General features: G+C 51.5%; 21 protein-coding genes. 6 read left to right on the forward strand and 15 right to left on the reverse strand.

Annotated features, from left to right (window positions below):
* Positions 1-72 precede the first annotated feature (72 nt).
* From CRO03_RS02925 to CRO03_RS02940, 4 genes are all read right to left on the reverse strand, one after another.
* The gene (locus tag CRO03_RS02925; RefSeq protein WP_097110057.1) at positions 73-1,047 is read right to left on the reverse strand and encodes a DUF4097 family beta strand repeat-containing protein; all 975 of its coding nucleotides are present in this window, start codon (positions 1,045-1,047) and stop codon (positions 73-75) included.
* Between the two features lie 18 nt (positions 1,048-1,065).
* Positions 1,066-1,572, reverse strand: a complete 507-nt coding sequence (locus CRO03_RS02930; protein WP_097110058.1) for a hypothetical protein — start codon at positions 1,570-1,572, stop codon at positions 1,066-1,068.
* Positions 1,565-2,110 carry an RNA polymerase sigma factor gene (locus CRO03_RS02935; protein ID WP_097110059.1) on the reverse strand — a complete coding sequence of 182 codons (546 nt, stop codon included), beginning with the start codon at positions 2,108-2,110 and terminating at the stop codon, positions 1,565-1,567. The genes CRO03_RS02930 and CRO03_RS02935 overlap by 8 nt, the downstream gene beginning before the upstream one ends.
* 103 nt (positions 2,111-2,213) lie before the next feature.
* Positions 2,214-3,392, reverse strand: a complete 1,179-nt coding sequence (locus CRO03_RS02940) for an MFS transporter (RefSeq protein ID WP_097110385.1) — start codon at positions 3,390-3,392, stop codon at positions 2,214-2,216.
* A gap of 141 nt (positions 3,393-3,533) precedes the next feature.
* Here CRO03_RS02940 and dinF point away from each other — a divergent pair, with 141 nt between their 5' ends.
* Positions 3,534-4,874, forward strand: coding sequence for an MATE family efflux transporter DinF (gene dinF, locus CRO03_RS02945; protein ID WP_170948925.1), 1,341 nt, complete (start codon positions 3,534-3,536; stop codon positions 4,872-4,874).
* A 52-nt stretch (positions 4,875-4,926) separates the two neighbouring features.
* Here the strand turns inward: dinF and CRO03_RS02950 are convergent, their stop codons facing one another.
* On the reverse strand, positions 4,927-6,483 hold the full coding sequence (locus CRO03_RS02950; RefSeq protein WP_097110387.1) for a peptide MFS transporter: 1,557 nt from the start codon (positions 6,481-6,483) through the stop codon (positions 4,927-4,929).
* Between the two features lie 226 nt (positions 6,484-6,709).
* Here CRO03_RS02950 and CRO03_RS02955 point away from each other — a divergent pair, with 226 nt between their 5' ends.
* Positions 6,710-7,345, forward strand: coding sequence for a DUF5610 domain-containing protein (locus CRO03_RS02955; protein WP_097110061.1), 636 nt, complete (start codon positions 6,710-6,712; stop codon positions 7,343-7,345).
* A gap of 22 nt (positions 7,346-7,367) precedes the next feature.
* Here CRO03_RS02955 and paeA read toward each other — a convergent pair whose 3' ends face one another.
* On the reverse strand, positions 7,368-8,663 hold the full coding sequence (gene paeA, locus CRO03_RS02960) for a polyamine export protein PaeA (protein ID WP_097110062.1): 1,296 nt from the start codon (positions 8,661-8,663) through the stop codon (positions 7,368-7,370).
* 198 nt (positions 8,664-8,861) lie between these two features.
* Between paeA and CRO03_RS02965 the strand changes: the two genes are divergently transcribed.
* A complete protein-coding gene (locus CRO03_RS02965) occupies positions 8,862-10,955 on the forward strand; it encodes a tetratricopeptide repeat-containing diguanylate cyclase (RefSeq protein ID WP_097110388.1) in 2,094 nt (697 codons plus the stop codon).
* Positions 10,956-10,989: 34 nt separating this feature from the next.
* Here the strand turns inward: CRO03_RS02965 and CRO03_RS02970 are convergent, their stop codons facing one another.
* Genes CRO03_RS02970 through CRO03_RS03005 form a run of 8 tightly spaced genes read right to left on the reverse strand, consistent with a single transcriptional unit; the run spans position 10,990 to position 17,805 of the window.
* Entirely contained in the window at positions 10,990-12,528 is a 1,539-nt protein-coding gene (locus tag CRO03_RS02970) for a complex I subunit 5 family protein (RefSeq protein ID WP_097110063.1), read from the reverse strand.
* Positions 12,521-14,029, reverse strand: coding sequence for a complex I subunit 5 family protein (locus tag CRO03_RS02975; protein WP_097110064.1), 1,509 nt, complete (start codon positions 14,027-14,029; stop codon positions 12,521-12,523). The genes CRO03_RS02970 and CRO03_RS02975 overlap by 8 nt, the downstream gene beginning before the upstream one ends.
* Positions 14,026-15,444: a complex I subunit 5 family protein gene (locus CRO03_RS02980; RefSeq protein WP_097110065.1), complete on the reverse strand. Its 1,419-nt coding sequence runs from the start codon at positions 15,442-15,444 to the stop codon at positions 14,026-14,028. Before CRO03_RS02980 ends, CRO03_RS02975 begins: the two co-directional genes overlap by 4 nt.
* Positions 15,441-15,770 (reverse strand): NADH-quinone oxidoreductase subunit K, encoded by a 330-nt coding sequence (locus CRO03_RS02985; protein ID WP_097110389.1) that lies wholly within the window; start codon positions 15,768-15,770, stop codon positions 15,441-15,443. The genes CRO03_RS02980 and CRO03_RS02985 overlap by 4 nt, the downstream gene beginning before the upstream one ends.
* On the reverse strand, positions 15,763-16,722 hold the full coding sequence (locus CRO03_RS02990) for a Na(+)/H(+) antiporter subunit B (RefSeq protein WP_097110066.1): 960 nt from the start codon (positions 16,720-16,722) through the stop codon (positions 15,763-15,765). Before CRO03_RS02990 ends, CRO03_RS02985 begins: the two co-directional genes overlap by 8 nt.
* The gene (locus tag CRO03_RS02995; protein ID WP_097110391.1) at positions 16,719-17,003 is read right to left on the reverse strand and encodes a cation:proton antiporter; all 285 of its coding nucleotides are present in this window, start codon (positions 17,001-17,003) and stop codon (positions 16,719-16,721) included. Before CRO03_RS02995 ends, CRO03_RS02990 begins: the two co-directional genes overlap by 4 nt.
* Before the next feature lie 20 nt (positions 17,004-17,023).
* Positions 17,024-17,302, reverse strand: a complete 279-nt coding sequence (locus tag CRO03_RS03000; protein WP_097110067.1) for an MrpF/PhaF family protein — start codon at positions 17,300-17,302, stop codon at positions 17,024-17,026.
* The gene (locus CRO03_RS03005; protein WP_097110392.1) at positions 17,299-17,805 is read right to left on the reverse strand and encodes a Na+/H+ antiporter subunit E; all 507 of its coding nucleotides are present in this window, start codon (positions 17,803-17,805) and stop codon (positions 17,299-17,301) included. The genes CRO03_RS03000 and CRO03_RS03005 overlap by 4 nt, the downstream gene beginning before the upstream one ends.
* 136 nt (positions 17,806-17,941) lie before the next feature.
* On the opposite strand from CRO03_RS03005, the gene CRO03_RS03010 reads away from it, so the two are divergent.
* From CRO03_RS03010 to CRO03_RS03020, 3 genes are all read left to right on the forward strand, one after another.
* Positions 17,942-19,477 carry a carbon-nitrogen hydrolase family protein gene (locus CRO03_RS03010; RefSeq protein ID WP_097110068.1) on the forward strand — a complete coding sequence of 512 codons (1,536 nt, stop codon included), beginning with the start codon at positions 17,942-17,944 and terminating at the stop codon, positions 19,475-19,477.
* A gap of 72 nt (positions 19,478-19,549) precedes the next feature.
* Positions 19,550-21,439: a propionyl-CoA synthetase gene (locus CRO03_RS03015; protein ID WP_097110069.1), complete on the forward strand. Its 1,890-nt coding sequence runs from the start codon at positions 19,550-19,552 to the stop codon at positions 21,437-21,439.
* Positions 21,440-21,689: 250 nt separating this feature from the next.
* A complete protein-coding gene (locus CRO03_RS03020; protein WP_097110070.1) occupies positions 21,690-22,013 on the forward strand; it encodes a DUF6170 family protein in 324 nt (107 codons plus the stop codon).
* A gap of 81 nt (positions 22,014-22,094) precedes the next feature.
* Here CRO03_RS03020 and CRO03_RS03025 read toward each other — a convergent pair whose 3' ends face one another.
* Positions 22,095-23,534 carry a sodium-dependent transporter gene (locus tag CRO03_RS03025; RefSeq protein WP_097110071.1) on the reverse strand — a complete coding sequence of 480 codons (1,440 nt, stop codon included), beginning with the start codon at positions 23,532-23,534 and terminating at the stop codon, positions 22,095-22,097.
* Positions 23,535-23,674 lie beyond the last annotated feature (140 nt).

The raw sequence follows: 23,674 nt of genomic DNA on the forward strand, positions 1-23,674 counted from the left end.
GAATAAACAAGGCCGCTTACGCGGCCTGGTGATTTGACATGGCAAGCCACCCGCAGCTGCCCGTAATGTTGATTACAACTTCTCCAGCTTAATATCACCGCTGACGGTGGTGAGTTCCACACTGCCATCGCCATTGCCCAGGGTAAACTGCAGGCTGCGGGCCGGGCCATACTTTGCTTTAGTAGCTTTGTCACTGCTCAGTTTATTGTCAATGCTGCCACCCGCTGATGCCCGTAAGTCAATGCGGGCACTGGTGTTGCTTTCCAACTTCAATTCAATATCGCCGCTGACGCTGCTACCGCTGACTCTTGGGCTGGCAACACCGCGCAGTTTAGCTTCAATTTCACCATTTACCGTACTGAGCTTAAGTTGCTTAGTGCCATCAAGTTCCAGTTTCGCATCACCATTAACTGTGCTGATACTGACTTCTTCTGCACTGCTCTGGCCGTTAATTTTGCCGTTAACCACTTCGTAGCGCAGCCGGCCACTGGAGCCTTTATCTTCGATTTCACCATTGACTGAATTAAGCTCAATCTGGCCACGAGCGCCGTTAACCTTTATTTCGCCGTTAACGGTACGCAGCTTAACACTGGTGCGTAAGTCATCAGCACTAATCTTGCCATTGACGGTACTGATCTCACTACTGCCATGAATACCGGTTACCTCAACATTACCATTAACGCCTTTGAACTCAACGCTACTACCGACCGGCACTTCGAAACTGAGCTCCGCCATATTGTCTTTATCTTTAGTGCTGTAATTTACCTGGCGTGGCATGGTCATTTCAAAGCGGCTGAAGCCGTCTTTGGTGTCCAGCACATAGCCGGTGGCTTTACCATCCAGTTTGCCATTTACAGTAAACTTACTGGCCGGCACGGCCTTAATGCTAATTTCGCCGCTCATCACTTCAATATATATTTTTTCATTGGCGCTGACATTATGGCTTTCGTTTACCACCTCTCTTGAGTCCGCCCACGCCAGCAAACTCATACAAAGCAATACACTGCTGAAAAAAGCGCTTAGCCCGAACCGGGTAACTTTTTGCATACTATTCTCCTTAACTTTCTAACTATTTATTTGGGGTTGTTGCAAGGTGGCGCGTTCGATATACGCCAGTTGCTGTTGGTATAACTGTTGCAACTGCGCTAACAGCTGCGGTTCATCCGGATAAAGTTGCAGGGCCCGGCGCACCTGAGCGATGGCCTGATCCCAGACTGATAATTGCTGCTGCCAGTTGTCGAAACCTTCTGCAATGGCAGTTACCTGTGCCAGCTGCCGGGATTTTTGCTGCTCGAATACCTGCAGTAACATCAGCTCTGCTGAAGGCATGGCAGCAGAGCGCTGTGCCGGTAGCGGCAACACAACCAGTTGCCAGGCAACCAGCGCCACTAATACCAGCGCGGCAGCACTGGCCAGGCTCAGTAAACCTGGCCTGTTGGCCGCTGCACTCGCTGCCGTTGCCGGCTTGTCTAACGTGTCCAGCCGGGCTGTTATATCCGGCCATAAATCACGTTCTGGCTGAATATTGCGCTCAAGCTGCTGCAGCGCTAATTCAAGTTGCTGTTCATTCATCGGCTAACCACTCCTGAAGCAATTGTCTGGCCCGGTGGTACTGGGCTTTAGAACTGCCCTCGGCAATATTTAATAAATCGGCAATTTCCTGATGCTGGTAGCCCTCCAGCGCAAACAACACAAATACCGCCCGGGCCTGCGCGGGTAAGCGTAAAATGGCCTGCTCCAACACTGCCATCTCGCCGCTGCAGGCGACAGTTTGCGCTGTCTGCCCGACCTGCTGCTCCTGCTCAGCCCATTGTTGCTCATTGCGGTCGGTCAGCCGCAGATATTTTTGCTGGCGCCAGTGATCAATAGCTGTGCGGGTAGCCACACTATGCAACCAGGTGGCAAAACTGCTGTCACCACGAAAAGCAGGCAATTGCTGCCATACCTTTATAAACACCTCCTGGCTGGCATCTTCAGCCTGTTGCTTATTGGCTAGTAAGCGCCAGCAAATAGCATACACCCGGCCGATATACTGCTGATAAAGCTGGTAAAACGCTTGCTTGTCGCCTTGTTTTGCGGCTGCAATTACCTGCGCCAGCTCCATTGCCATAACTGCCTTTTGTCTGGGTTTAATATTCAATTTTTATCAGTATTAGCAGATTAGTCGTAAGCCTGGCGGGAAAGGTTTAAATACCACAGTTATTATTTTGAAATTAACGGCTACTGTGGCGCCACAACCACCATGCCAGACTTAAGGTAAGGCTATACATCAGCAGGGAAGCCAGTACCACACCTGACCAGCCGGACCATTGCCAGAACGGTTGCAGATAAATACTGCCAATACTGGCGCCGACATAATAAAACACCAGGTACAGCGCACTGGCACTGGCTTTAGCGCGCTTAGCATGTTGGTTTACCCAACTGCTGGCCAGTGAGTGACACAGAAAAAAGCCAAAAGCGCTGATAAAAAAGCCACTGACAATAACTGGTAGCTGGCTATGCAGGGTGACCAGGCTGCCAAACATCATCAGCACGATACCCAGGGCCATCGCCAGTGGTGCTGACATGCGCCGGGCAATTTTTGCAGATAACACTGAACCGACCGTACCGCTGAAATAGGTGATAAATAATAACCCCAGCATACTGCTGCTAAGCAGGTATGGCGGCGCGGCCAGCACAAAACTGATATAGGTGTACTGATTTAAAAATACCAGAAAATTCAGGCCGCCAATCAGGTAGGTCAACAATAGCAGCGGCTGGCGCAGGTGATAGCCATGATTACTCAGCGCTTGCCGGAGCCGGAACGGCTGGCGGGTAAAATGCGTAGATTGCGGCAGATAACGCCAGATAAAGTAGCAACTGAGCGCACTTAACAGAGCCATTGGCCAGAACACCCATTGCCAGTGGCCCAGATCAGCCAGGCCCCCGGCCAGCAAACGGCCACCGATACCGCCCAGTGAATTGGCACTGATGTAATACCCGACGGCCGTGACCAATGCTGGCGTGGAATACTCTTCGCCCATCCAGGCAATGGCGATAGCCGGCAGGCCACCCAGGCAAATACCCTGCACCGCCCGCCAGCATAACAGGGCGCCGAAGCTTTCAACCTGGGTCAGCGCCAGGGTGCTGACAGTCATACCCAGCAAGGTCAGCAATAACAGCGATTTACGGCCCCAGGCATCAGATAACGAGGCGTAAACCAATAAGGATAAGCCCAGCCCCAGGGTAGCAATGGTATAACTAAGGCTGGCTTGCAGCGGGCTTAACTGAAAATCCCGGCTAAGCTGCGGCAGCAGGGGTTGCAGTAAATGCAAATTGGCAAATACCACTATGGCTGCCAGACACAGCGCAAAACAACTACGATAAAACGCGGCCGATTTATACTCAATCACAATGCGGGGTCCGCTTTTAGCAAAGCCACAGTATACTGGCTTTAGATAGCGCTGACGAGCTGGCATCAGGGCAACTTACCCGGTGGCATCACGCCATAAGCCGTGTATCATAGCCTTGGTTTAACTAAGAAAGGCCCCGGCTTGCTATCATTATTTTTAAATGCCCCACTACAAAAAAAAGTGGCCGCTATTGCCCTGCCGATGGTGTTATCGAATTTGTCAGTACCATTACTGGCGCTGGTCGATACCGCAGTCAGTGGTCATTTAGCGCATGCCTGGTATCTGGGTGGGGTGGCGCTAGGTTCCAGTTTAATCAGCCTGCTGTTTTTTCTGCTGGGCTTTTTACGGATGAGCACCACCGGCCTGACCGCTCAGGCTTATGGTGCCAACGATAGCGCAGGCCAGTTACAGTGTTTAAGCCAGAGCCTGTTAGTAGCGCTGTTACTGGCTGCACTGTTGTTACTGTTGCAATGGCCACTGGCCCAGCTGGCTTTTAGCTTTAGTGACGCCAGTAGCCAGGTAAACCAGCAAGCGCAGCTGTACTTTGGCATCCGGATCTGGAGCGCACCGGCAACCTTAATCAATCTGGTATTAATGGGCTGGTTTTTAGGCCGGCAAAATGCCCGTTACCCGATGTGGATGTTAATTGTCACCAACCTTTTAAATATCATCCTCGACTTAGTGTTTGTATTGGGTTTTGGCTGGCAGGTTGCCGGCATTGCCGCCGCATCAGTGGTCGCAGATTACGGCGGCCTGCTGCTCGGTGGCTATTTGCTGCTACGCCGCCTGCCAACGCAGGATTTACTGGCAGCTATGCTAAACCAGCTTAGTAAGCTGGCTGGGCTCAAGCGATTATTTGCGCTAAACCGTGATATTTTTCTGCGCAGTTTATGCCTGCAAAGCGTTTTTGTGTTTATCGCCTTTCAGGGTGCCGCCTATGGCGATAATACCGTTGCGGCTAACGCCGTATTGCTGAGTTTTTTAATGCTGGTGTCCTATGCTATGGACGGTCTGGCCTATGCAGCAGAGAGTCTGGTAGGAAAAGCCATAGGGGCGCGCGATAGTCGCCTGCTCGGCAATACCCTCGGTTTACTGGCGCTGTGGTGCTTGCTGCTGGCTATTATATTTAGTGCAGGTTACGGCTTATTCGGTAATAATTTTGTCGGCTTGCTTACGTCACTGCCTGAAGTGCAGCAGCATGCAGCACTTTATCTGGGCTGGATGATTTTACTGCCGTTATTGGCCTGCTGGGCTTATTTTCTGGACGGGGTATTTATTGGCGCTACCCAGGGTAAAACCCTGCGCAACAGTATGGTCATCGCCCTGTTGAGTTTTGCCGGCAGTTTTTACCTGCTGCAACACTGGCAAAACCATGCTCTTTGGGCAGCATTATCCGTCTTTATGCTACTGCGCAGCACAAGTTTAGCGGTCATTTTAAGGCTTCAGTGGCACCGTGGAACGCTGGTTAACACCGAAAAGTAAGGGGGCGCATTAATAATGCGCCCCCTTTGTTACCCTTAGCTGACTGCCAGGGTTAATTTACGCCGTGCATCCGTTTTTTCAGCCAGGGGCTGAGCAACAACATAAACACCCCAATAGCAATACCAACATACATCAGGAAGCTGAATAGCTCAGTATAGCCTGCCAGCGCCGCCCCGACATCAGCCACTTCACCACTCGGCGTATCAATGGCCGCCAGTTTTGCCAGCTGGGTCGCCAGCAATTCTGAGTAGGCCGTTGCCAGGAACCAGGCTCCCATCATGACACCGACCACCTTGTGCACTGCCAGCTTAGTCACCGCCGACAAACCAACGGGCGATAAACATAATTCGCCCATGGTATGCAGCATATACGCCAGCACCATCCAGCCGGCACCGACCAGCCCGGCTTCGTTTGGAAATTGGGCACCCAGAACCAGTGCGCCAAAGCCTAAACCTGCCTGCATAATGCCCAGAGCAAATTTAACCGGCGTGCTGGGTTCCAGATTACGTTTACCAAGAGCGATCCACAACCAGGCAAACAGAGGGGCTAAAGTAATAATAAACAATGGGTTTAAGGCGCCATACTGGCCGGCCGTGGTTTCAAAACCAAATACATTACGGTCCATTACCCGGTCAGCGTAAAGGGTCATCGACGATGCAGACTGTTCAAACAAGGCCCAGAACACCACGGTTGAAAACGTCAGCACTATCAGCACCAGCATCCGGTCGCGTTCTACTTTGGTGCATTCTTTAACCATAAACCAGATGATGCCGGCCAGTACAATAAAGGACAGACCCAGCAAAACACTGTGCACCACAGGATTGTATTGAACCAGTTGCCACACTACAAAAAGTGCAGGCAGGGTCGCCAGATAAATCAGCCACTCCCGGTCAAGAAAGGCAAAAACCTTTTCTTTTAACATCACCGGGTCATTAGGTTCGGCATAACCGTACAGGTATTTCTGACCCGCTAAAAATACGATTAGGCCCAGTACCATGCCAATGCCTGCCAGGCCGAAACCCCAGCCCCAGCCGTAAACTTCACCAATGTAGGTGACCAGCAAAGTAGCGATAAAAGAGCCGGTATTAATGCCCATATAAAAAATAGTAAAACCAGAATCACGCCGGGCATCACCCTGGCCATAAAGCTGACCAACGATAGTCGAGATATTAGGTTTTAAAAACCCCACACCCATAATGATCAGTGCCAGCGAAAAGTAAAACACCTGAATAGCACCAGTATCCTGCACCACCACACCATCTTCTATGTAGGCCTGAAAGCCTTCATAGGCTAACCCCAGATGACCAAGGCATAACAAAATGGCCCCAAAGGTGACCGCTTTGCGCATCCCCAGATAACGGTCAGCAAGCATACCGCCAATAACCGGCATGGCGTAAACTAAGCCAGCATAGCTACCCAGTACATCCAGACCACCTGCGTCGCTGAATAAGTGATACTTGGTTAAATACAACAACAGCAAATATTTCATGCCGTAGAACGAAAAGCGCTCCCACATTTCAGTGAGAAAGCACACGTAAAGCCCGACCGGATGGCCGAGAAACTGTGGCTGATTGGCTGGCGCCAGAGCGTCAGAGCTATTTACAGTCATGGATTCCCCAGTATTATTAGAATTATCTGCTTCACGCTGAATTCCGGCAAAGCTCACCGGATTATGCAGATGTCCGCAGTCGATGTCATTAGCCTGATGACGATTAGCAATTAAAAAGTTCAAATAACAGTAAAGTTTCAGCAAGCCTGGCCGATAACCTCGTTACGCTATAGTTTAATTAACCGTCGGTACTGAAAACCGGCTTATGTGACAAGAGGTCATCATTATGGCTATTACCCCAAGTACAGCCCCTGCTGCCAGCAATGCTGGTAAAAACATTGAAAACAAAAATGTTGAGAACAAGAATACCGGCAGCAAAGGCATTGCTGATGACGCCGGCACTGCCCGTCAGGCCCAGAATGTAGCAATATTAAAAGCCAACGAGCGAGTCTCACTCAGCAGCAATAACGACTCGCTTAGTTTGCTGTATAAAACAGCATTGGAAGGCATTAATGCTGAGCTTGAGCCGGTATTTGGTGAAAACGCCGCCCAGAAAATCTATGACTCCGGCATTGATACCTCACCAGAGGCCACTGCCGAGCGCATTGTTGCATTTGCTACCAGCTTTTATAGCCGCTATAAAGAGCTGAATCCGGACCGTTCAGAGCAGGAGCAACTGGACAGCTTTTTAGAAGTCATTGGCGGCGGTATCGAAAAAGGCTTTGCTGATGCCAAAGATATTCTGAAAGGCTTAAAGGTTTATGAAGGTGAAGTGGCTGAGGGGGTCGACCAGACCTACGCCAAAGTGATGGCGGGCCTGGACAACTTCCGGCAGAAAATGCTGGAACTGGCTGAGCAGGCAGCGGAGTCTAGCCCTGACTTGCCAGACGACACTGCTGAGCCAGACAACCCTACCCGCTAATCAGCAGCCCGGACTAACTACCTTAGTTTTCCGGGTTATCAATCCGGGTTACCAGCAACTGGTCGATTTTATAGCTGTCGATATCGACCACTTCAAATTTGTAGCCGCCATGCAACACAAAGTCTGTGCGCTTGGGAATTTTGCGCAGGGTAAACATCATAAAACCGGCAATGGTTTCGTAGTTTTCCGGATTCGGAAAGCTGTCGATATCCAATACCCGCATCACATCGGCCAGCGGGGTTAAACCTTCCACCAGCCAGGAGTTGGCATCACGTTTTACTATCTGTTCTTCTTCTGAACTGACCAGCTCGCCCATCACGATACTCATCACATCTTTTAAGGTAATAATCCCGACCACCAGGGCATATTCGTTCATAATAATCGCAAAATCGACCCCGGTAGATTTAAAGTGTTCCAGTGCCTCATATAACGACAAGGTATCAGGGATGATTAGCGGCGAGCGGACTATACCCTCTTTTTTCAACGAAATAGGCTGGTCATGCAGCACCTGCATTAAAATATCCCGGGTATCGACATAGCCTACGACCCGATCCAGTACTTCATCACAAACAATAAACTTAGCATGCGGGTGTTCGGCAATTTTTGCTTTTATATTGTCCTGCGACTCGTTATTGGTAAAAAAAATCAGGCTTTCCCGGGCGGTCATCGCTGACGTCACCGTGCGCGATTCCATATCAAACACATTTTCCAGCAACTGATGTTCATGTTGCTGCAGCACCCCGGCCTGGGCGCCTGCATCCATCATCGCCATAATATCATCGGGTGTAATATCGTCCTTACGCATGGTCGGCACATTAAACAAGCTGAAGAACAAATTGGCCAGGCCATTAAATAGCCAGACAAAAGGTTTAAGCAGTAAAATCAACAGCAGCATGGGCTGGACGATTTTCACTGCGATTTTTTCCGGCGCAATCATCGCCAGCCGCTTCGGCATTAAGTCGGCAAATAAAATAAACAATGACGTGACAAAGAATACCGATAAACCAAAAGCGGCTGCCGGCACCCAGCTGGCATCAGCAAAAATGGCCAGCAGTGATAAGAAGTAAGGGGTAAACGCAGACTCACCGAGAATACCACCGAGAATCGCTACCGCGTTTAAGCCAATTTGCACCACGGTAAAGAAATTACCCGGGTGCTCCTGCAGCATCAGTACTTTTTCAGCGCTGACATCGCCCTGTGTCGCCATTAAGCGTAAGCGCATTTTACGCGATGCGGCCAGGGCTATTTCAGATACTGAAAAAAATGAACTGGCAGCCACCAGCAGCAACATTATAAACAGATATTCCAGGGTACTCATAACGCTTCCAGAAAACTTACGGCAAACCATTTTGCCAGTCTTAAACAACACGGTTGTTATTATAGCTTTAATCAGCTGCTAATAACCCTAAGCAACTGAAAATATTCAGACAGAAGCGGTCACTATGTCGCATTGTTTGCTGTAATTGCTGATAAAATACGCTATCTTCAACTAACTAATTTCACTTGGGACCGGCATATGTTTTTCAACTCAACGTTAAGCCCCCTGCCGTTTCCCCGCCTGCTGGCTGTACTTGCTCTGATGCTGAGTCTGAGCCTCTGCCCCGTTAGCGCGCAACAACAAACCACTGAACAGGTTTTAGAGCAGCAGCTGGACCAATATCTGCTGTTATTGCGTGATGACGTAGCCGCAGCTGACCTGTTTTTGCAGGAGGTATTCAATCGTTATTACCTGGAAGCACAAACTGATTTCCCACTGACCAGCAGAGTGCGGCTGATGTCATACCAGGCCACTGCTTTGCTGTACCAGCAACAGCAGCTGCAAGCCGATGCTTTACTTACTGAATTACTGGCTTTAACCGCACAAACCGATAGCGCTGATGCGTTAAGTGAGATTTACGCCACCGAAATTGAATTTATCTTTTATCAACGCGAGTTATCAGCTGCAGTGCTGAAAGCCGACAGGCTGGAACTGGTTGTTGAACATGCGCTTATCCCCAGAGTACGGTATTACGTTCATAATTTACTCGGGGAACTGTTTAAAGCCGATAACCAGTATGAACGTGCTTTGCAACATTTAACCCGGGCGCTTGACGCCGTTATTGCCACTGATGACCAGTTTACCCTGCGCCGTCGTTTCTATTTAAATTTCAGTATTGCTCATGTCTATGCCGATCTTAAAAAATGGCCTGAAACCAAAAGCCTGGCTGAAGAACTGATTGCCGATGCTAAGAAATACCAGTTCGAAAAAGAACTGCCGCCGTTGTATTTACTGCTGGGGTTTGTCGTTGCTGAGCAGCAGGATCTGGAAAGTGCGGTTGCCATCAATAAACTGGGTATTGCTGCGGCGAAAACGGCTGCCAACTCCAGTATTGAACTGACCTTCGAGAATAACCTGGGGTCAATTTACATTGACCAGAAAAAATACACCGAAGCCAAAGCAGTATTGCAGGAAGCTGCTGCCCGGGCTAAAGCGCTGGACGATGATTATAACGGCCAGATTATGGAATATAACCTTGGCTATATCGAGGTAATGGAAGGCCAGCATAGCGCTGGCCTGGACCGGATGTTAACGGCGCTGGCGTACTTTAAGAACAACGATACCAAAGCGCATTATGAACCCTTACTGGAAGCCCTGGCTGAAGCCTATGCAGAGGCGGGGGAATATCAGCAACAGGCCGAGACCTTGCAACAACAGCTGGCCTTACGGGCAGAGATTTTGACGGCTGAACGGGAAAAAAGTGTTGCTGAATTGCAAAACCGTTATGATACTAAGGCAAAAAGTCAGCTGATCACCATTTTAGAGCAGGAGAACAACTTAAAAGCCCAGCTATTGGATAACCAGAAATTACAGCAACAACTAACCGCTTTGTTCGCTCTGGTACTTATTTTTGCCGCCATCCTGCTGTATCAGCTATATCGCAAAGTACGGCAGTCGAACCGAAAATTACGCGAAGCCAACAAAAAACTGGAGTACCAGTCATTACGAGACCCGTTGACCGGCCTGTTTAATCGCCGGGCGTTGCAGGAGCATATGCAGCGGCGCAGCAAGTTTGGCCGGCGCCAGCGTGATAACATTGCGCATGCCAATGGGTTTTTACTGCTGGATATCGACTATTTTAAAAAAATTAACGACAGTCACGGTCATGCCGCTGGTGATGAAGTGCTGCAACAACTCAGTGCCCGCCTGACCAAAGTTTGCCGGGAGGAAGATCTTGTGATCCGCTGGGGCGGCGAAGAGTTTCTGCTTTATCTGGACAACATTGTACCCGAGCAAGTGGCCGGCTTTTGTCAGCGCATTCTTGAAGTTATTGCCAGTGAGCCAGTGCTGGCTGAAGACAAAATGATCCCGGTTAGTGCCAGTGGTGGTTTTATTCATTTACCTTTTGCCGGCATTGACGAAACCGAACTTAACTGGGAGCGGGCCCTGCAAATCGCCGATATGGCGCTGTACTTAAGTAAAGTTAATGGTCGCAACCAGGTATACGCCATAACCGGCTTGCGCTGTGACTACGAAGCCGCCCGCCAGCCACTGACCGATGATTTACAAGGGGCAATTCGTCAGAATATGGTTGATTATATTACAATTAAAGGCCCTGCCCTACCCAGATAGCCGCATCAGCCTAATCTGCCAGCGTCTGGATTATTCACCAGAATGCACTTGCCACCACCAACAGCACGACAATTAACAGCGCACTGGCGCCGACCACATTATCGGGCGCCAGCCGGTTTAACGCGCGTTCAACCGGCCGCCAGTTTAACTGCAATTGCGCCATCTGCCATTGCTGCTGAGGCTGATATAAGCGCTTCAGCCACAACGACCATAACAGTACACTACTGTTGCGGTCGTAATAATGCGGTGGCAGCTGCCATTGCTGCCAGCGCACCAGCGCAACCAGCAGCAGTGCCAGTACCAGCGGCCAGCACAAGGTCCAGATTGTCGGCCAGGCCAGCGTTGTTAAACTTAGCTGCAGCAGCGGCTGCCATTGCCACGGTAACCAGATTAACACCAGGATCAGTAACAATACGCACGCCCCCTGCCAGTGCATGGCGAAATCGGGCCTGCCGGTGCCCGGGCCAAGCCGTCGCTGTTGCTGGCGCAACATGGCAGCCAGATGCAAAAACAACAACGCAGTTAACAGGGCACCCAGGCTTAACAAGCCCGCCAGCATGCCGCTATCCAGCCAGCCGGGCAGGGTCGTGGTACTGAACAAGCCTTTTAAAGCAGTTTTAATTGCTGCGCCGCCGCTTAACGGTATCGCCATTAACGCCAGTGCCGGCAGCCAGAATAGTAACTGCCAGTAAGCGGGCAGCCGTTGTCTGGCATTTATGCCGGAAAATAAGAACAATGCCCCTTTGGCAACGGCATGATGGGCAGCATAGGCCATCAGCACCGGTAACACAGCTGCTGCATTGTCAGTCCAGGCCAGTGCTACCAGAATAACGACATAGCCGACCTGACTGACCGAGGAATAGGCCAGGATAACTTTCGGCTGACGATACAGCAGACTGGCCAGCACGCCAAAGCCGGCGGAGAAAAACCCCAGGCATATCATATAAGGCACCCAGAGTTGGAGCTGCGGATCACCGCCAGGCAAAAACAGCACTAACCCCAGCACACCGGCTTTAATCATTGCCCCGGACAGTACAGCGCTGGCAGGGGCCGGCGCTGCGGGGTGCGCTTGCGGTAACCAGATGTGTAAGGGCCAGAAGCCGGCTTTTAAACCAAGGCCGGCAATAGTCAGCAGAATCGTCAGATGATCCAGCGGCACCTGCTGCCAGCTCTGCCAGTCATACTGGCCATCGGCGGCACTGGCCCGCAGGATCAGCGCCGCAAACAATAATAACTCACCCATTACCGCCAGCTGCAGATACAAGCGGCCCGCGCGGCGCGCTGATTTATCGCCACTGTGCACCACCAAACCATAAGCTGATAAGCTCATAACGCTAAAGCCGATATAAAAGCTGATGGCATCAAGTGCAGCAATTAACAACATATTGCCGGCAAAGCTCAACCCAAAAAACAACCAGTAACGGCCTTTCTGCGGTGTTTTCGCCATAAATGACAGGCTGAATACGGCGGCAACCAACCATAGTCCTGAACTGAAGTACCACCAAAGCTGCTGTAGCTCAGTCACCAGACCCAGCCCGGCTCCCGGCCACAGCCAGGCAGATAAATCAATCATAACTGAACTCCCGCTCAACGATCAGCTGGGTCCAGCTGAGCGGACTGACGCCGGTACTGGCAAACACCCCCATCAGAATAATTAATACCGCAGTAAACAGCATGGGTAACAGTAACATCCAGTGGGTTTCCAGGGTTGCTGACAGCCGCTGCTCTTTTGGCCAGTTACCACCCTGGGGTAAGAACCATAAACGATAAACAATGGGCAGAAAGTAAGCGGCGTTTAATAAGCCTGAAAATACAAATACCAGTAGCATCAGGCTATTGTCGGTTGCTACAGCGCCAAGCCCCAAATACCATTTACTGATAAAACCAGCAGTCGGCGGAATACCAATCATCCCCAGCGCCGCTACGGTAAACGCAACAGAGGTCAGTGGCATACGCCGGCCTGCACCATTTAATTCGTTGATTTTATGCACACCCAGAGTTTCCGCGTAATTGCCGGCACAGAAAAACAGGGTAATTTTCATCACGCCCTGGTGTACCAGATGCACCAGCCCCCCCACAGCGGCCAGCGGCCCCAGCATTGCCACGCCAACGGTAATATAGGAGACCTGACTGATGGTCGAATATGCCAGCCGTTTTTTGATATCCTGCTGCGCCAGCGCCCGCCAGGAACCATATAAAATAGTGGTCGCCGCTAACAACATTAATGGCTCGGCCAGTTGCAACTGCTGCATACTGTCGACGCCGAACACATCGTATACCAGCCGGATAATGCCAAAAGCACCGGCCTTAACCACGGCCACTGCATGCAGCAAGGCACTGACCGGCGCGGGTGCCACCATGGCTTGCGGTAACCAGCCATGCAGCGGCAATAATGCTGCTTTTACGCCCAGCCCGGCAATCATCAGGCCAAAGGCCAGCTGCAACAGCCCGGCGTGCTCGCTAACAACAGCACTGACATAGCCACCGGGGATAAACTGCGGGCTTTGCACCAGAGAATGCAGCAAGGCGACACCGGTCAGCAGCAGTAAACCGCCGCTCAGGGTGTAGGCCAGATAGCGCCTACCCGCAGCTAATGCTTCCGGCGTGCCCCTGTGCACCACCAGCGGAAAGGTTGCCAGGGTCAATAGTTCATAAAACAGCAAAAAGCTGACCAGATTGCCCGACAGTGCCAAGCCAACCGTAGCACTGACGCACAAACTGAAATAGCCAAAGAAACGCGAGCGAAGTGGCGAGTTCTCCAGATAACCAATGGCATAAATCGTGGTGGCGAGCCAGAGTACCGATGACAATACGACAAACAGTAGTGATAAGGCGTCACCTTGCAACACGAGTTCGGCACCGGGCAAAAACGGCACACTGAAATAAAAAACAGCGCCGGCTTTTACCGCCTGCCACATGATCAGCACCAGCACCAGCTTCACTGTCACCCCGAGCAGGTTCAGGGCTATCCGCAGTTTTACCTGTTGCTCTTTCAAGGTAAAAATAATTAAACCAGGCAACAATGAACTTAATATAATGGCCAGCGGCAAGTAGCTTAACCAGAACGGGCTCATAATGCCTCCAACCGCAACAGTAAGAGCAAAGGCTCGCTAAACAACGCCATGGCCCAAACTGCTAAGGCCGGCAGCAATGCCAGCCACTGCGGCAGTACCTGCGGCGAAAAATCCGGCGCAACCGGATCGGCCCGGTCAAACGCTAACACCACGACCCGAAACACATAGGCAGCCGATAGCAAGGTTGCAAGCACCAGAGCCAACGGCCAGAATAGCTGCTGCTCCTGCAGCCATAAACCTTGCAACAGCGCCCATTTGGCCAGAAAGCCGCCACTGGGTGGCAAACCTATCAGGCTGCCGCCGGCAACGGCAAAGGCAAACATAGCAAGAGGCATGGTCTGGCTGGCGCCTTTTAGCGTAGTCAGCCTTTTCCCCCCCAGGGTGCCACTCATCTCACCAATTGCTAAAAAGCAGGCCGCCTTGGCCAGCGCATGGGCCAGCACAAACAGCCACAAGGCGGCGAAAATCAGCGGTTGATCAAACTTCAGCATCAGGCCAAGCGCCAGAGTGGCATAGCCCAGTTGCGCCACCGTAGAATACGCCACCAGATTTTTAGCAAAAGGCGTGCGTAGCGCCGACCAGCCACCGAACAGCAAGGCCGCCAACCCCGCACCGGCAAACAGTGGCGCCATAGCCTGTGCCTGCTCGGTACTGGCCAGCTGCAGCCAGAGCAGGCATAGAATAAACAGCGGCCCTTTGACCACCAACGCCGATAATAACGCGCTGACCGGCGCGGGAGCAGCAGCATGAGCTGCCGGCAGCCAGCCATGCAGCGGCCAGAGCGCCGCTTTTAACATTAACCCCAGACTCATCAGCAGTAAGGCGCTGTTGGTCAGCAAGTTTGGCTGCCACTGGCTGACTAAGCCCGCGATATCCAGCCGGCCATAGGCACCATACAACAGCACCACCCCGAGCAAGTAGCAAAGCGAGCCAAACAGCGACAGCAACAGATAATTAAGGGCCGGTTTAATCGCTTTACGCCCGGACAGACTGACCAGCGCCACCGCAACCAGTGCCAACAGCTCCAGACAAACATACAGGTTAAATAAATCCCGGGATAACCACAGAGCCGTCAGACTTAGCTGCAATAGGCTACTGAGCGGCCAGAAACCCTGGCTGAGTTTATCGCGGGCGCGGGTAGCAAACGCATAAAAACCGACCAATAGCTGCAGCACAGCAGTAAGTAAAATAAGCAGGCAACTCAGGGTATCGGCCTGCCAGGCAATAGCCAAGCCAGAGGGCCAGCCAGCTAACAGCCAGTAGCGGGTGCCCTGCTCACTGACCTGCAGCAACAGCTGCAGGGCAAGAAAGCTGCAGACAGCAGCCGAAAACAGCGCCAGCAGCGGCGCTATTCTGGGCCAGAGCAACATCAGTAAGGCCGCTGCCAACGGCAGTACCAGCAGCAGTATCATCATGGCCCTGGCTCCTCCGGCCTGTCAGCCGTTGTCTTACCGAGCCGGGCCAGCAGGGCCAGGGCAAATGCCGTAGCACTTACCGCCACCACCAGGCCGGTAAGCACCAAAGCGTGCAGCACCGGATCAGCCAACGTACTTACAGCGTCGGGCCCGGCGCTGCGATAAGCCAGCACCACCATCAACATAAAGATGCCGGCACTGATAATATTCAGCGCCACAATCCGGCGCAGCGGTTCAGGGCCAACGATAAAACCGTAAACGCCAATCGCCACCAGCGTCGCCGCGGTAGCCAAAAACAAGTTGAGCGAGCTGCTGAACTCAACCATCAGCGGCCTCATCATCTTCCTGGCGGGCCAGGCTCAGCGGAGTGGCCGGCTGCTCGGCAACCACCAGTAACGTCAGGGTAATCGCGATAGCCAGCGTGGCAAAAATTTCAATCAGCAGAATAATGTACTTCGCAAGTTCAGGCGGCCAGCGCAGCCAGACAGGCTCGGCTAAAGCGCCTGATAGCAACCAGGCGGTCAGCACTGCAGCAACAAATACTGTCAGGCCGGCAATAGCAAAAAACCGTACCCAGATATTGCGCCAGGCCAACCAGTTGAGTTGGTGGTTTAACTTCAGTACTACCGCTCCGGCAGCCAGCAAGGCACCAGCCTGAAACGCGCCGCCTGGTTGATGGGCACCTGCCCACAATAAGTAGCCTGCCAGCACAATAATCAGCGGCGCCAGTAACTGACTCCAGCTGCGACTCAGTACCCAACTGCTTTGGTACACCGGTGCCGGCGCAACCTGCAGCGTGCCTAACAAAGCCAGTAGCAATACCAGCAGTTCGAGCAAGGTGTCCCAGGAGCGAAAATTAAGTAATACCGCTGTTACCGGATGACTGACTCCACTTGCAGCCAGCTGCTGCATGACCAGTGCGGGTAACGGGCCAGGCTTGGCAGGAAGTTGCAACACCAGCAGCAGTAAGCCGAACAATGTCACTAACACAAACAATGCCGGCCAGCAGCGCTGCTGCCAACTAAGCGTGGGGCTGGCAGCCAGCTTGCCCTGGCGGGCCAGCGCGGTAAAACACAGGGCACCGGTTAACCCGGCACCGATGGCAGCCTCGGCCAGCGCTAAGTCTGGCGCCGCCAGCCGGGCCCAGGTCAGGGCCATTAGCAGGCCAAAGGCGATGTATAAAATAACCGCATGGCTTAATTGCCGGCTTAACACACTGGCCAGCGCCAGAGCCAACAACAAGCCGCACAGCAGCACATCAAATAGCAGCAGACTCATGCCTGATCCTGCTTGGTTTTACAAAAGCGGGCCAGCAACTGACAGGATACCGTGCCAGACGCCAGTACCAGTAACCAGATCAGCAGCATTAACAGGTTCTGCCACCAGTTACAGTAAAACATCAGGCCGGCAATAATTGATCCCAGACCAAGTGAATCGGCTTTGGTTACCGCATGTAACCGGCTGTAGCTGTCAGGAAAGCGCAGCATGGCCACGCTACCGGCGATAAAAAACAGCAAGCCGGTCAACAATAGCGCGCTACTTAGCAGGGTGCTGATCACACTGAGTTCGCCGCCAACACTCATGACCGCTCCTTGGCATTATCGGCAATTTTGGCGCTACTCTGTTTTAAGCGCTGTACCAGAGCCGCTGGCGCTGCAGCAGCCAATACCGCCAGCACCAGCGCCACATCACGCAGCGCGGGTTGGTTCAGCGCCTGCGCCAGCACCAGACATATCGCCACGCCGGTAGTACCAAATAGCTGCACTGCCAGTAAGCGATCTAATAATGCAGGCCCTTTAATTACCCGCCACAACCCAAGCAGCATAGTCAATAACAGGGCGACAGCCAGTATCATCATAATGTGTCACCTGCCCTGGTTTCTTGTTTAAGCAGCCTGGTAAGCTGCTGCTCCAATGCCCTAACCCCGGTTTGCCAGTCAGCGTGCTGATCCAGCACATGCAGCAGTAATTGATCGGGTTGTTGCGGATCTTGCTCCACTCCGGCACTGCAGGTGCCGGGCAGTAAGCTAATCAAACTGGCCAGTAAACGCTGACTGGCCGGTTTGGTTAAGCTCATGGAGTAGGATTGCCACTGCGGACTGAATTGCGGTTCTCTTGCCAGCGCACGCCAGCCCACGTCAAAGGCGCCCAGCACTAACTGCCTGAAAAAAAACCAGATAAAACCGGGTAAGACCTGTAAACGCACTGAGGGTAAGGTTAACCTGGCAAAGTACTGCCAGATTAGCATTAACAGCCATAGCGGCAGAAAAAACCACCAACCCTGGTTTTGAGTTAATGCAGCCCAGACCAGGGCAGCCAGGATGCTGAGCATTGCCATATCCGTCATTCGCTGAAATATCATACCCGAAAGATCCTTTTTGGCGGCGACCTGCCCAATACTATTGAAGATACTATAAAAACTCAAATGAGCAGCCGCTTTTACCCACTGCTGATTTGGTGATATGGTTTTAGTCACCCAAGTAACAGGAGCCCTTATTATGCGCGACGATCTGCATTTAAAGATCCGCCACCTAGCCGCCACTGACTACCCCCAGGTCCAGGCATTGATGGATCGGGTGTACCATGACATTGGTGGCGCCTGGCCGGAGCACACCATTAATAAGCTTATTAAAGACTTTGCCGAAGGCCAGATTTGCCTGATTGACCATGAGGAAATTATTGGCCTGGCGTTAACGGTACAGGTTAACTATGACCGCTTTAGCAACCCCCACACCTATGATGATTTAATCGGCAAACGCGAAACCATTTTGCACGATAAAACTGGTGATGCGCTGTATGGCCTGGATTTAATGATCCACCCCGACTACCGTGGTTACCGGCTGGGTCGCCGCCTGTACGATGCCCGCAAAGAGTTATGCCGCCAGTTAAATTTACGCGCTATTATCGCCGGTGGCCGCATTCCGAATTATCAGCAACACAGCAGTGAAATGTCGGCGGCGGAGTATCTGGAAGCGGTAAAATGCCGGGAAATTTATGACCCGATTTTAAGTTTCCAGTTGTCGAACGACTTTCAGTTAAAACGTTTGCTAAAAAAATATCTGCCTGAAGATGAGAGTTCGCAAGGTTATGCGACCTTGCTGGAATGGAATAATATTTTTTATGAGCCGGTTCAGGCCGGGCTGAACAGTCGCAAAACCCAAATCAGAATTGGCGCCGTGCAATGGCAAATGCGTGAAGTCTCCTCCGTTGAGCAAATGCTGCAGCAAGTCGAGTACTTTGTTGATGCGCTGGCCGATTATCAGAGTGACTTTGCGTTGTTTCCGGAGTTTTTTAACGCGCCGCTGATGGGGCTGTGCCCCGATAAATCAAATCAGACTGCCGCTATCCGCTTTCTGGCCGGCTTTACTGAGCGTTTTAAAGCCGCCATGTCGGATATGGCCGTCAGCTACAATATTAATATTATTACCGGCTCAATGCCGGTGCTGGAAGGCGACAGCTTATTTAATGTCAGTTTTTTATGCCGGCGGGATGGCACCGTAGATTGCCAGAGTAAAATTCATATTACCCCGCATGAGCGGCGCGACTGGGTAATTGAAGGCGGCGATAAGCTGCAGGTGTTTGACACCGATGCCGGCCGGGTGGGTATTTTAATTTGCTACGATGTTGAATTCCCGGAGCTGAGCAGGGTACTGGCCCAGCAAGATATGGATGTGTTATTTGTGCCGTTCTGGACCGATACCAAAAATGGTTTTTTGCGGGTTAAACACTGCGCTATGGCCAGGGCGATTGAAAACGAATGTTACGTGGTCATTTGCGGCAGCTGCGGTAACCTGCCACAAGTGGACAACCTCGACGTACAATATGCGCAGTCGGCGGTGTTCTCGCCGTCTGATTTTGCCTTTCCACACGATGCGGTGATGTCTGAAACCACACCTAACACTGAAATGCTGATGTTCTCTGATTTGGATCTGGACCGTTTAAAGCAAATTCGTAATGAAGGCTCGGTCACCAACTTAAAAGACCGCCGGCATGATCTGTATCAAGTAAACTGGCTGAACCTGCTGCCCGATTAGCCATAAGTCTAAGTGGCAGCACTGCGGTTTTTCGGTAAGGTACGTAAAACCGCAGCCACGAGAACCATACCCATGTCTTATCAAACCGAGTATCAGGCAGCTTGCCAGCAACCGCAGCAATTCTGGGCTGAAAAAGCCAACCGCTTAGCCTGGTATCAGGCTCCGGGTCAGATTTTGCATATACAAGGCGAGCAATACCAATGGTTTGCCGACGGTGAGTTGAATACCGCATATCTGGCGCTCGACTATCATTTAACCCAGGGCCGCGGCGACCAGACTGCCTTGATTTATGACTCACCGGTCACCAATAGCAAGCAGCAATTTACTTATCAGCAACTGACGGACCAGGTCGCGCTGTTTGCCGGGGTATTAAAAGCACGTGGTGTCGAAAAAGGCGATCGGGTGGTTATCTATATGCCAATGATCCCGCAGGCCGTTATCGCCATGCTGGCGGTAGCCCGGTTGGGTGCTGTCCATTCGGTGGTGTTTGGTGGCTTTGCCGCGCACGAGCTGGCAGTGCGGATAGATGACGCCAGCCCGAAAGTCATTGTATCGGCTTCCTGCGGTATTGAAGTTAACCGGGTAATCGCCTACAAACCTCTGCTGGATAACGCGCTTGAACTGGCTGAACACCAGCCCTATAGTTGTATTATCTGGCAGCGTCCCGAGCTTACGGCCGACTTGCAGGCCGGCCGTGATTATGACTGGCAGCATTTAATGCAAAGTGCTGAACCTGCGGCGTGTGTGCCGGTAAAAAGCACCGATCCGCTGTATATTCTGTATACCTCAGGCACCACCGGTAAGCCCAAAGGCGTGGTGCGCGACAACGGCGGCCATGCCGTGGCGTTGCATTACAGTATGCAGGCCATTTATGGTATGGCACCGGGTGATGTGTTCTGGGCCGCTTCCGATGTTGGCTGGGTGGTCGGCCATTCTTATATTGTCTACGGCCCCTTGCTAGCCGGTTGCACCAGCGTGTTATATGAAGGCAAGCCGGTCTATACCCCGGATGCCGGGGCATTCTGGCGAGTTTGCGCCGAGTACAAAGTTAAAGCTCTGTTTGCGGCGCCCACCGCCTTTCGGGCCATTCGCAAAGAAGACCCTGATGCTAAGCTTCTAAAAAACTATGACCTGAGCGCATTGGAGCGGATATATATGGCAGGTGAACGGCTCGATCCGGCGACCTACGACTGGACGGTTGAACACAGCCAAAAGCCGGTAATTGACCACTGGTGGCAAACCGAAACCGGCTGGGCCATAAGTGCCAATCCGGCAGGTATAGAGCTGTTGGCCAGCAAAGCCGGCTCGGCTACGGTGCCGGTGCCGGGCTTCCAGGTGGCGATACTGGACCATAACGGCCAGCCGCTGCCTGCGAACCAGCAGGGTAATATTGCGCTAAAACTGCCACTGCCGCCGGGCTGTCTGACCACCATCTGGCAAAACCCGGAGCGTTTTACCAGCGGCTATTTGCGTCAGTTCCCCGGTTACTACGCCAGTGGCGATGGTGGCTATCTGGATGACGACGGCTACCTGTATGTGATGGGCCGTACTGATGATGTGATTAACGTCGCCGGCCACCGCTTATCAACCGGCGAAATGGAAGAAATTGTCGCCAGCCACCCGGCGGTGGCCGAATGTTGCGTCATTGGCCTGGCCGATCCGTTAAAAGGCCAGCAGCCGGTGGGCTTTATTTTACTTAAAAACGGCGTCGATATTACAGAGCAGCAACTGCAAACAGAACTGGTGCAGCGGGTACGTGAACAAATAGGTGCGCTGGCCTGCTTTAAACAGGCGTTAATCGTGCCGCGTTTACCCAAAACCCGCTCGGGTAAAATTCTGCGCAAGTTACTCAGACAAATTGCCGATGGTGAGGAATACGTGGTGCCGTCCACCATCGACGACCCGGCCAGCCTTAGTGAAATTGCCGATTGCATGATAAAACGGGGGCTGATGGCAAAATAACGCTTCGCTAATAAGGCACTACTGATCGACAATTAGGATTTGGCTGTAATTAATGGATATACCCGTCATCCTTGAAGCTGCAGCGGTGTTGGCTACGCTCACTCCCCCCAATCACATAGACATCTATGCTTATGGGGGTTCACTCACTTGCCGCCTACCTGCAATTTCAATGATTTTGGGTATATAATGGCCGCCTGCTGCCAGAGCGGCCGTTTTTGCCATGCTTTTTTTTGCCAAGTAGGGACATGTCATGTTGTATTTTTCCAGCCAGAAAATTCCGGAGTTACAAGGCCTTAATTTTGCCCAGCGTATGCAGGTCGTGCGTGCAGCTGCCGATAAACTGCCGACACCAACTAAAGTCGGTTTAAATACGCTGAAATTAATCATTATATTCGGCCTGTTTATTCTGGTCGCCCGGGCAGATGGCTGGGCCATTCTGGGTTATGCCCTGCTGGTAGCGCCTGTTTATATGCTGATTACCCGGCCCATCACCTTTGCCCTGTGCCAAAGCCAGTTTAGTGCCATGCGCCAACAGTTGTTTGAGCAAAATGCCAGACAGACGCAGGACGACTAAACGCCAGGCCTGCTGATAACCGATAACAAAGAACCCGCCAAAGGCGGGTTCTTTTTTAGATAAACTATTTACTAATCTTGCTTAATTAAAACCAATCGAGCTAAAAAACACCGTCAGCATGTTGTAGCCAAAATAGATGGTCAGCACGGTATTAATAAAAATAATCGCCAGGATCACTGGAATAAAGGTACCCAGCGAAAAATTCACATATTTTTGCAGGAACGAACCGGCAAAGCTGGCATTACCCTGGCTCATTTCCGCATCCAGATTGTGTTTTTTCCAGCGATAAATTACAAACAAACACAGCAATAAGCCGTTTAATGGCAGGATCGTTTCATAAAACATATCGTATATTAAATCGAAAAACGACTTGGTATTACCACCGTAACTCAGAATGTTACTCAGCCAGTCGATACGACCAAATGACAATGCACTTATTACTGCCAGTACCACCATCGCGGCACCCAACGAGTACAGCGCCTTACGCCGGCTTAAGCCTTTGCCATCCATAATGCTGGCAACCGGTACTTCAATAATGGATACCAGCGACGTCATCGCCGCGAAGAACACCAGCAGGAAGAAAAACGAGGCAATAAACGATGCGCCAAAGTAACCAATGTCAGCCTGCAGTGCTAAAAAGATTTTTGGCAGAAACATAAAAATCATGCCAATGCTCGACTCAGACAGCTCGCTGATTTCAATATCCGGGTTAAACGAAAAGGCGGCAGGTAAAATCAATAAGCCAGAGCAACAAGCTACCAGCAAGGACAACCCCGCCACCATCTTACCGGCAGAAACAATATTATTATTTTTCTGAATATAAGAGCCATAGGTAATTAAAATACCCATTGCTAGGGACAGTGAGAAAAACGCCTGGGCCAATGCCCCATTTAACACCTGACCTGTAATCTTGCTAAAGTCCGGTACCAGGAAAAACTTAACACCTAACATAGCGTTTTCCAGAGTCAGCACGTAAATCACCAACGCTATCAGCATCACAAACAGTAATGGCATTAACACCGTCGTGGCTTTTTCTATGCCTTTTTTTACCCCACCCTGCAGAATTAAAAAGGTCAGCCCCACTACCAGCGCCATATAGGCAAACAGCTCGTTGCTGTTAATAAATACACCAAAGCCGTTGGGATCAGCCAGCTGATCCAGCTGGCCCATGATGGCTTTACCCAAATATCCGGCAATCCAGACGGTGATAACCAGATAAAACACCCCAATCATAAAGGGGGTGATAACCGACAACCAACCAACGGTGCGCCAGGCCCGGTTCTGGCCGATTTCAGTATAAGCGCCCAGCGGGTTTTGCCGGGTATGCCGACCCAGACTCATCTCGGCCAGCATTACCGGTAAGCAGACAAAAAATACAAAAAAGGCATAAATAATTAAAAAGGCGGCACCGCCATTTTTACTGGCCATCACCGGAAAAGCCACCAGGTTACCTATGCCGACGGCCGAACCTGCGGCTGCCAGGATAAACCCCAGACTGGAGCTGAATTGTTCACGTTTCATTGGATTGCGGACTCCCTGAATCTTTTTATTAGAATAGTTTTTTTGCTATTTTTATTTTGTTCGCACAGCATGCTAACAGCAGGCTGCGGCAAATCCTAGTCCAACCTTTCGCAAAGCCATTGCTAATTGGTTTTGGCTTT

It is taken from the genome of Arsukibacterium tuosuense, from assembly GCF_900215315.1.
Classification (GTDB): Bacteria; Pseudomonadota; Gammaproteobacteria; order Enterobacterales; family Alteromonadaceae; genus Alishewanella; species Alishewanella tuosuense.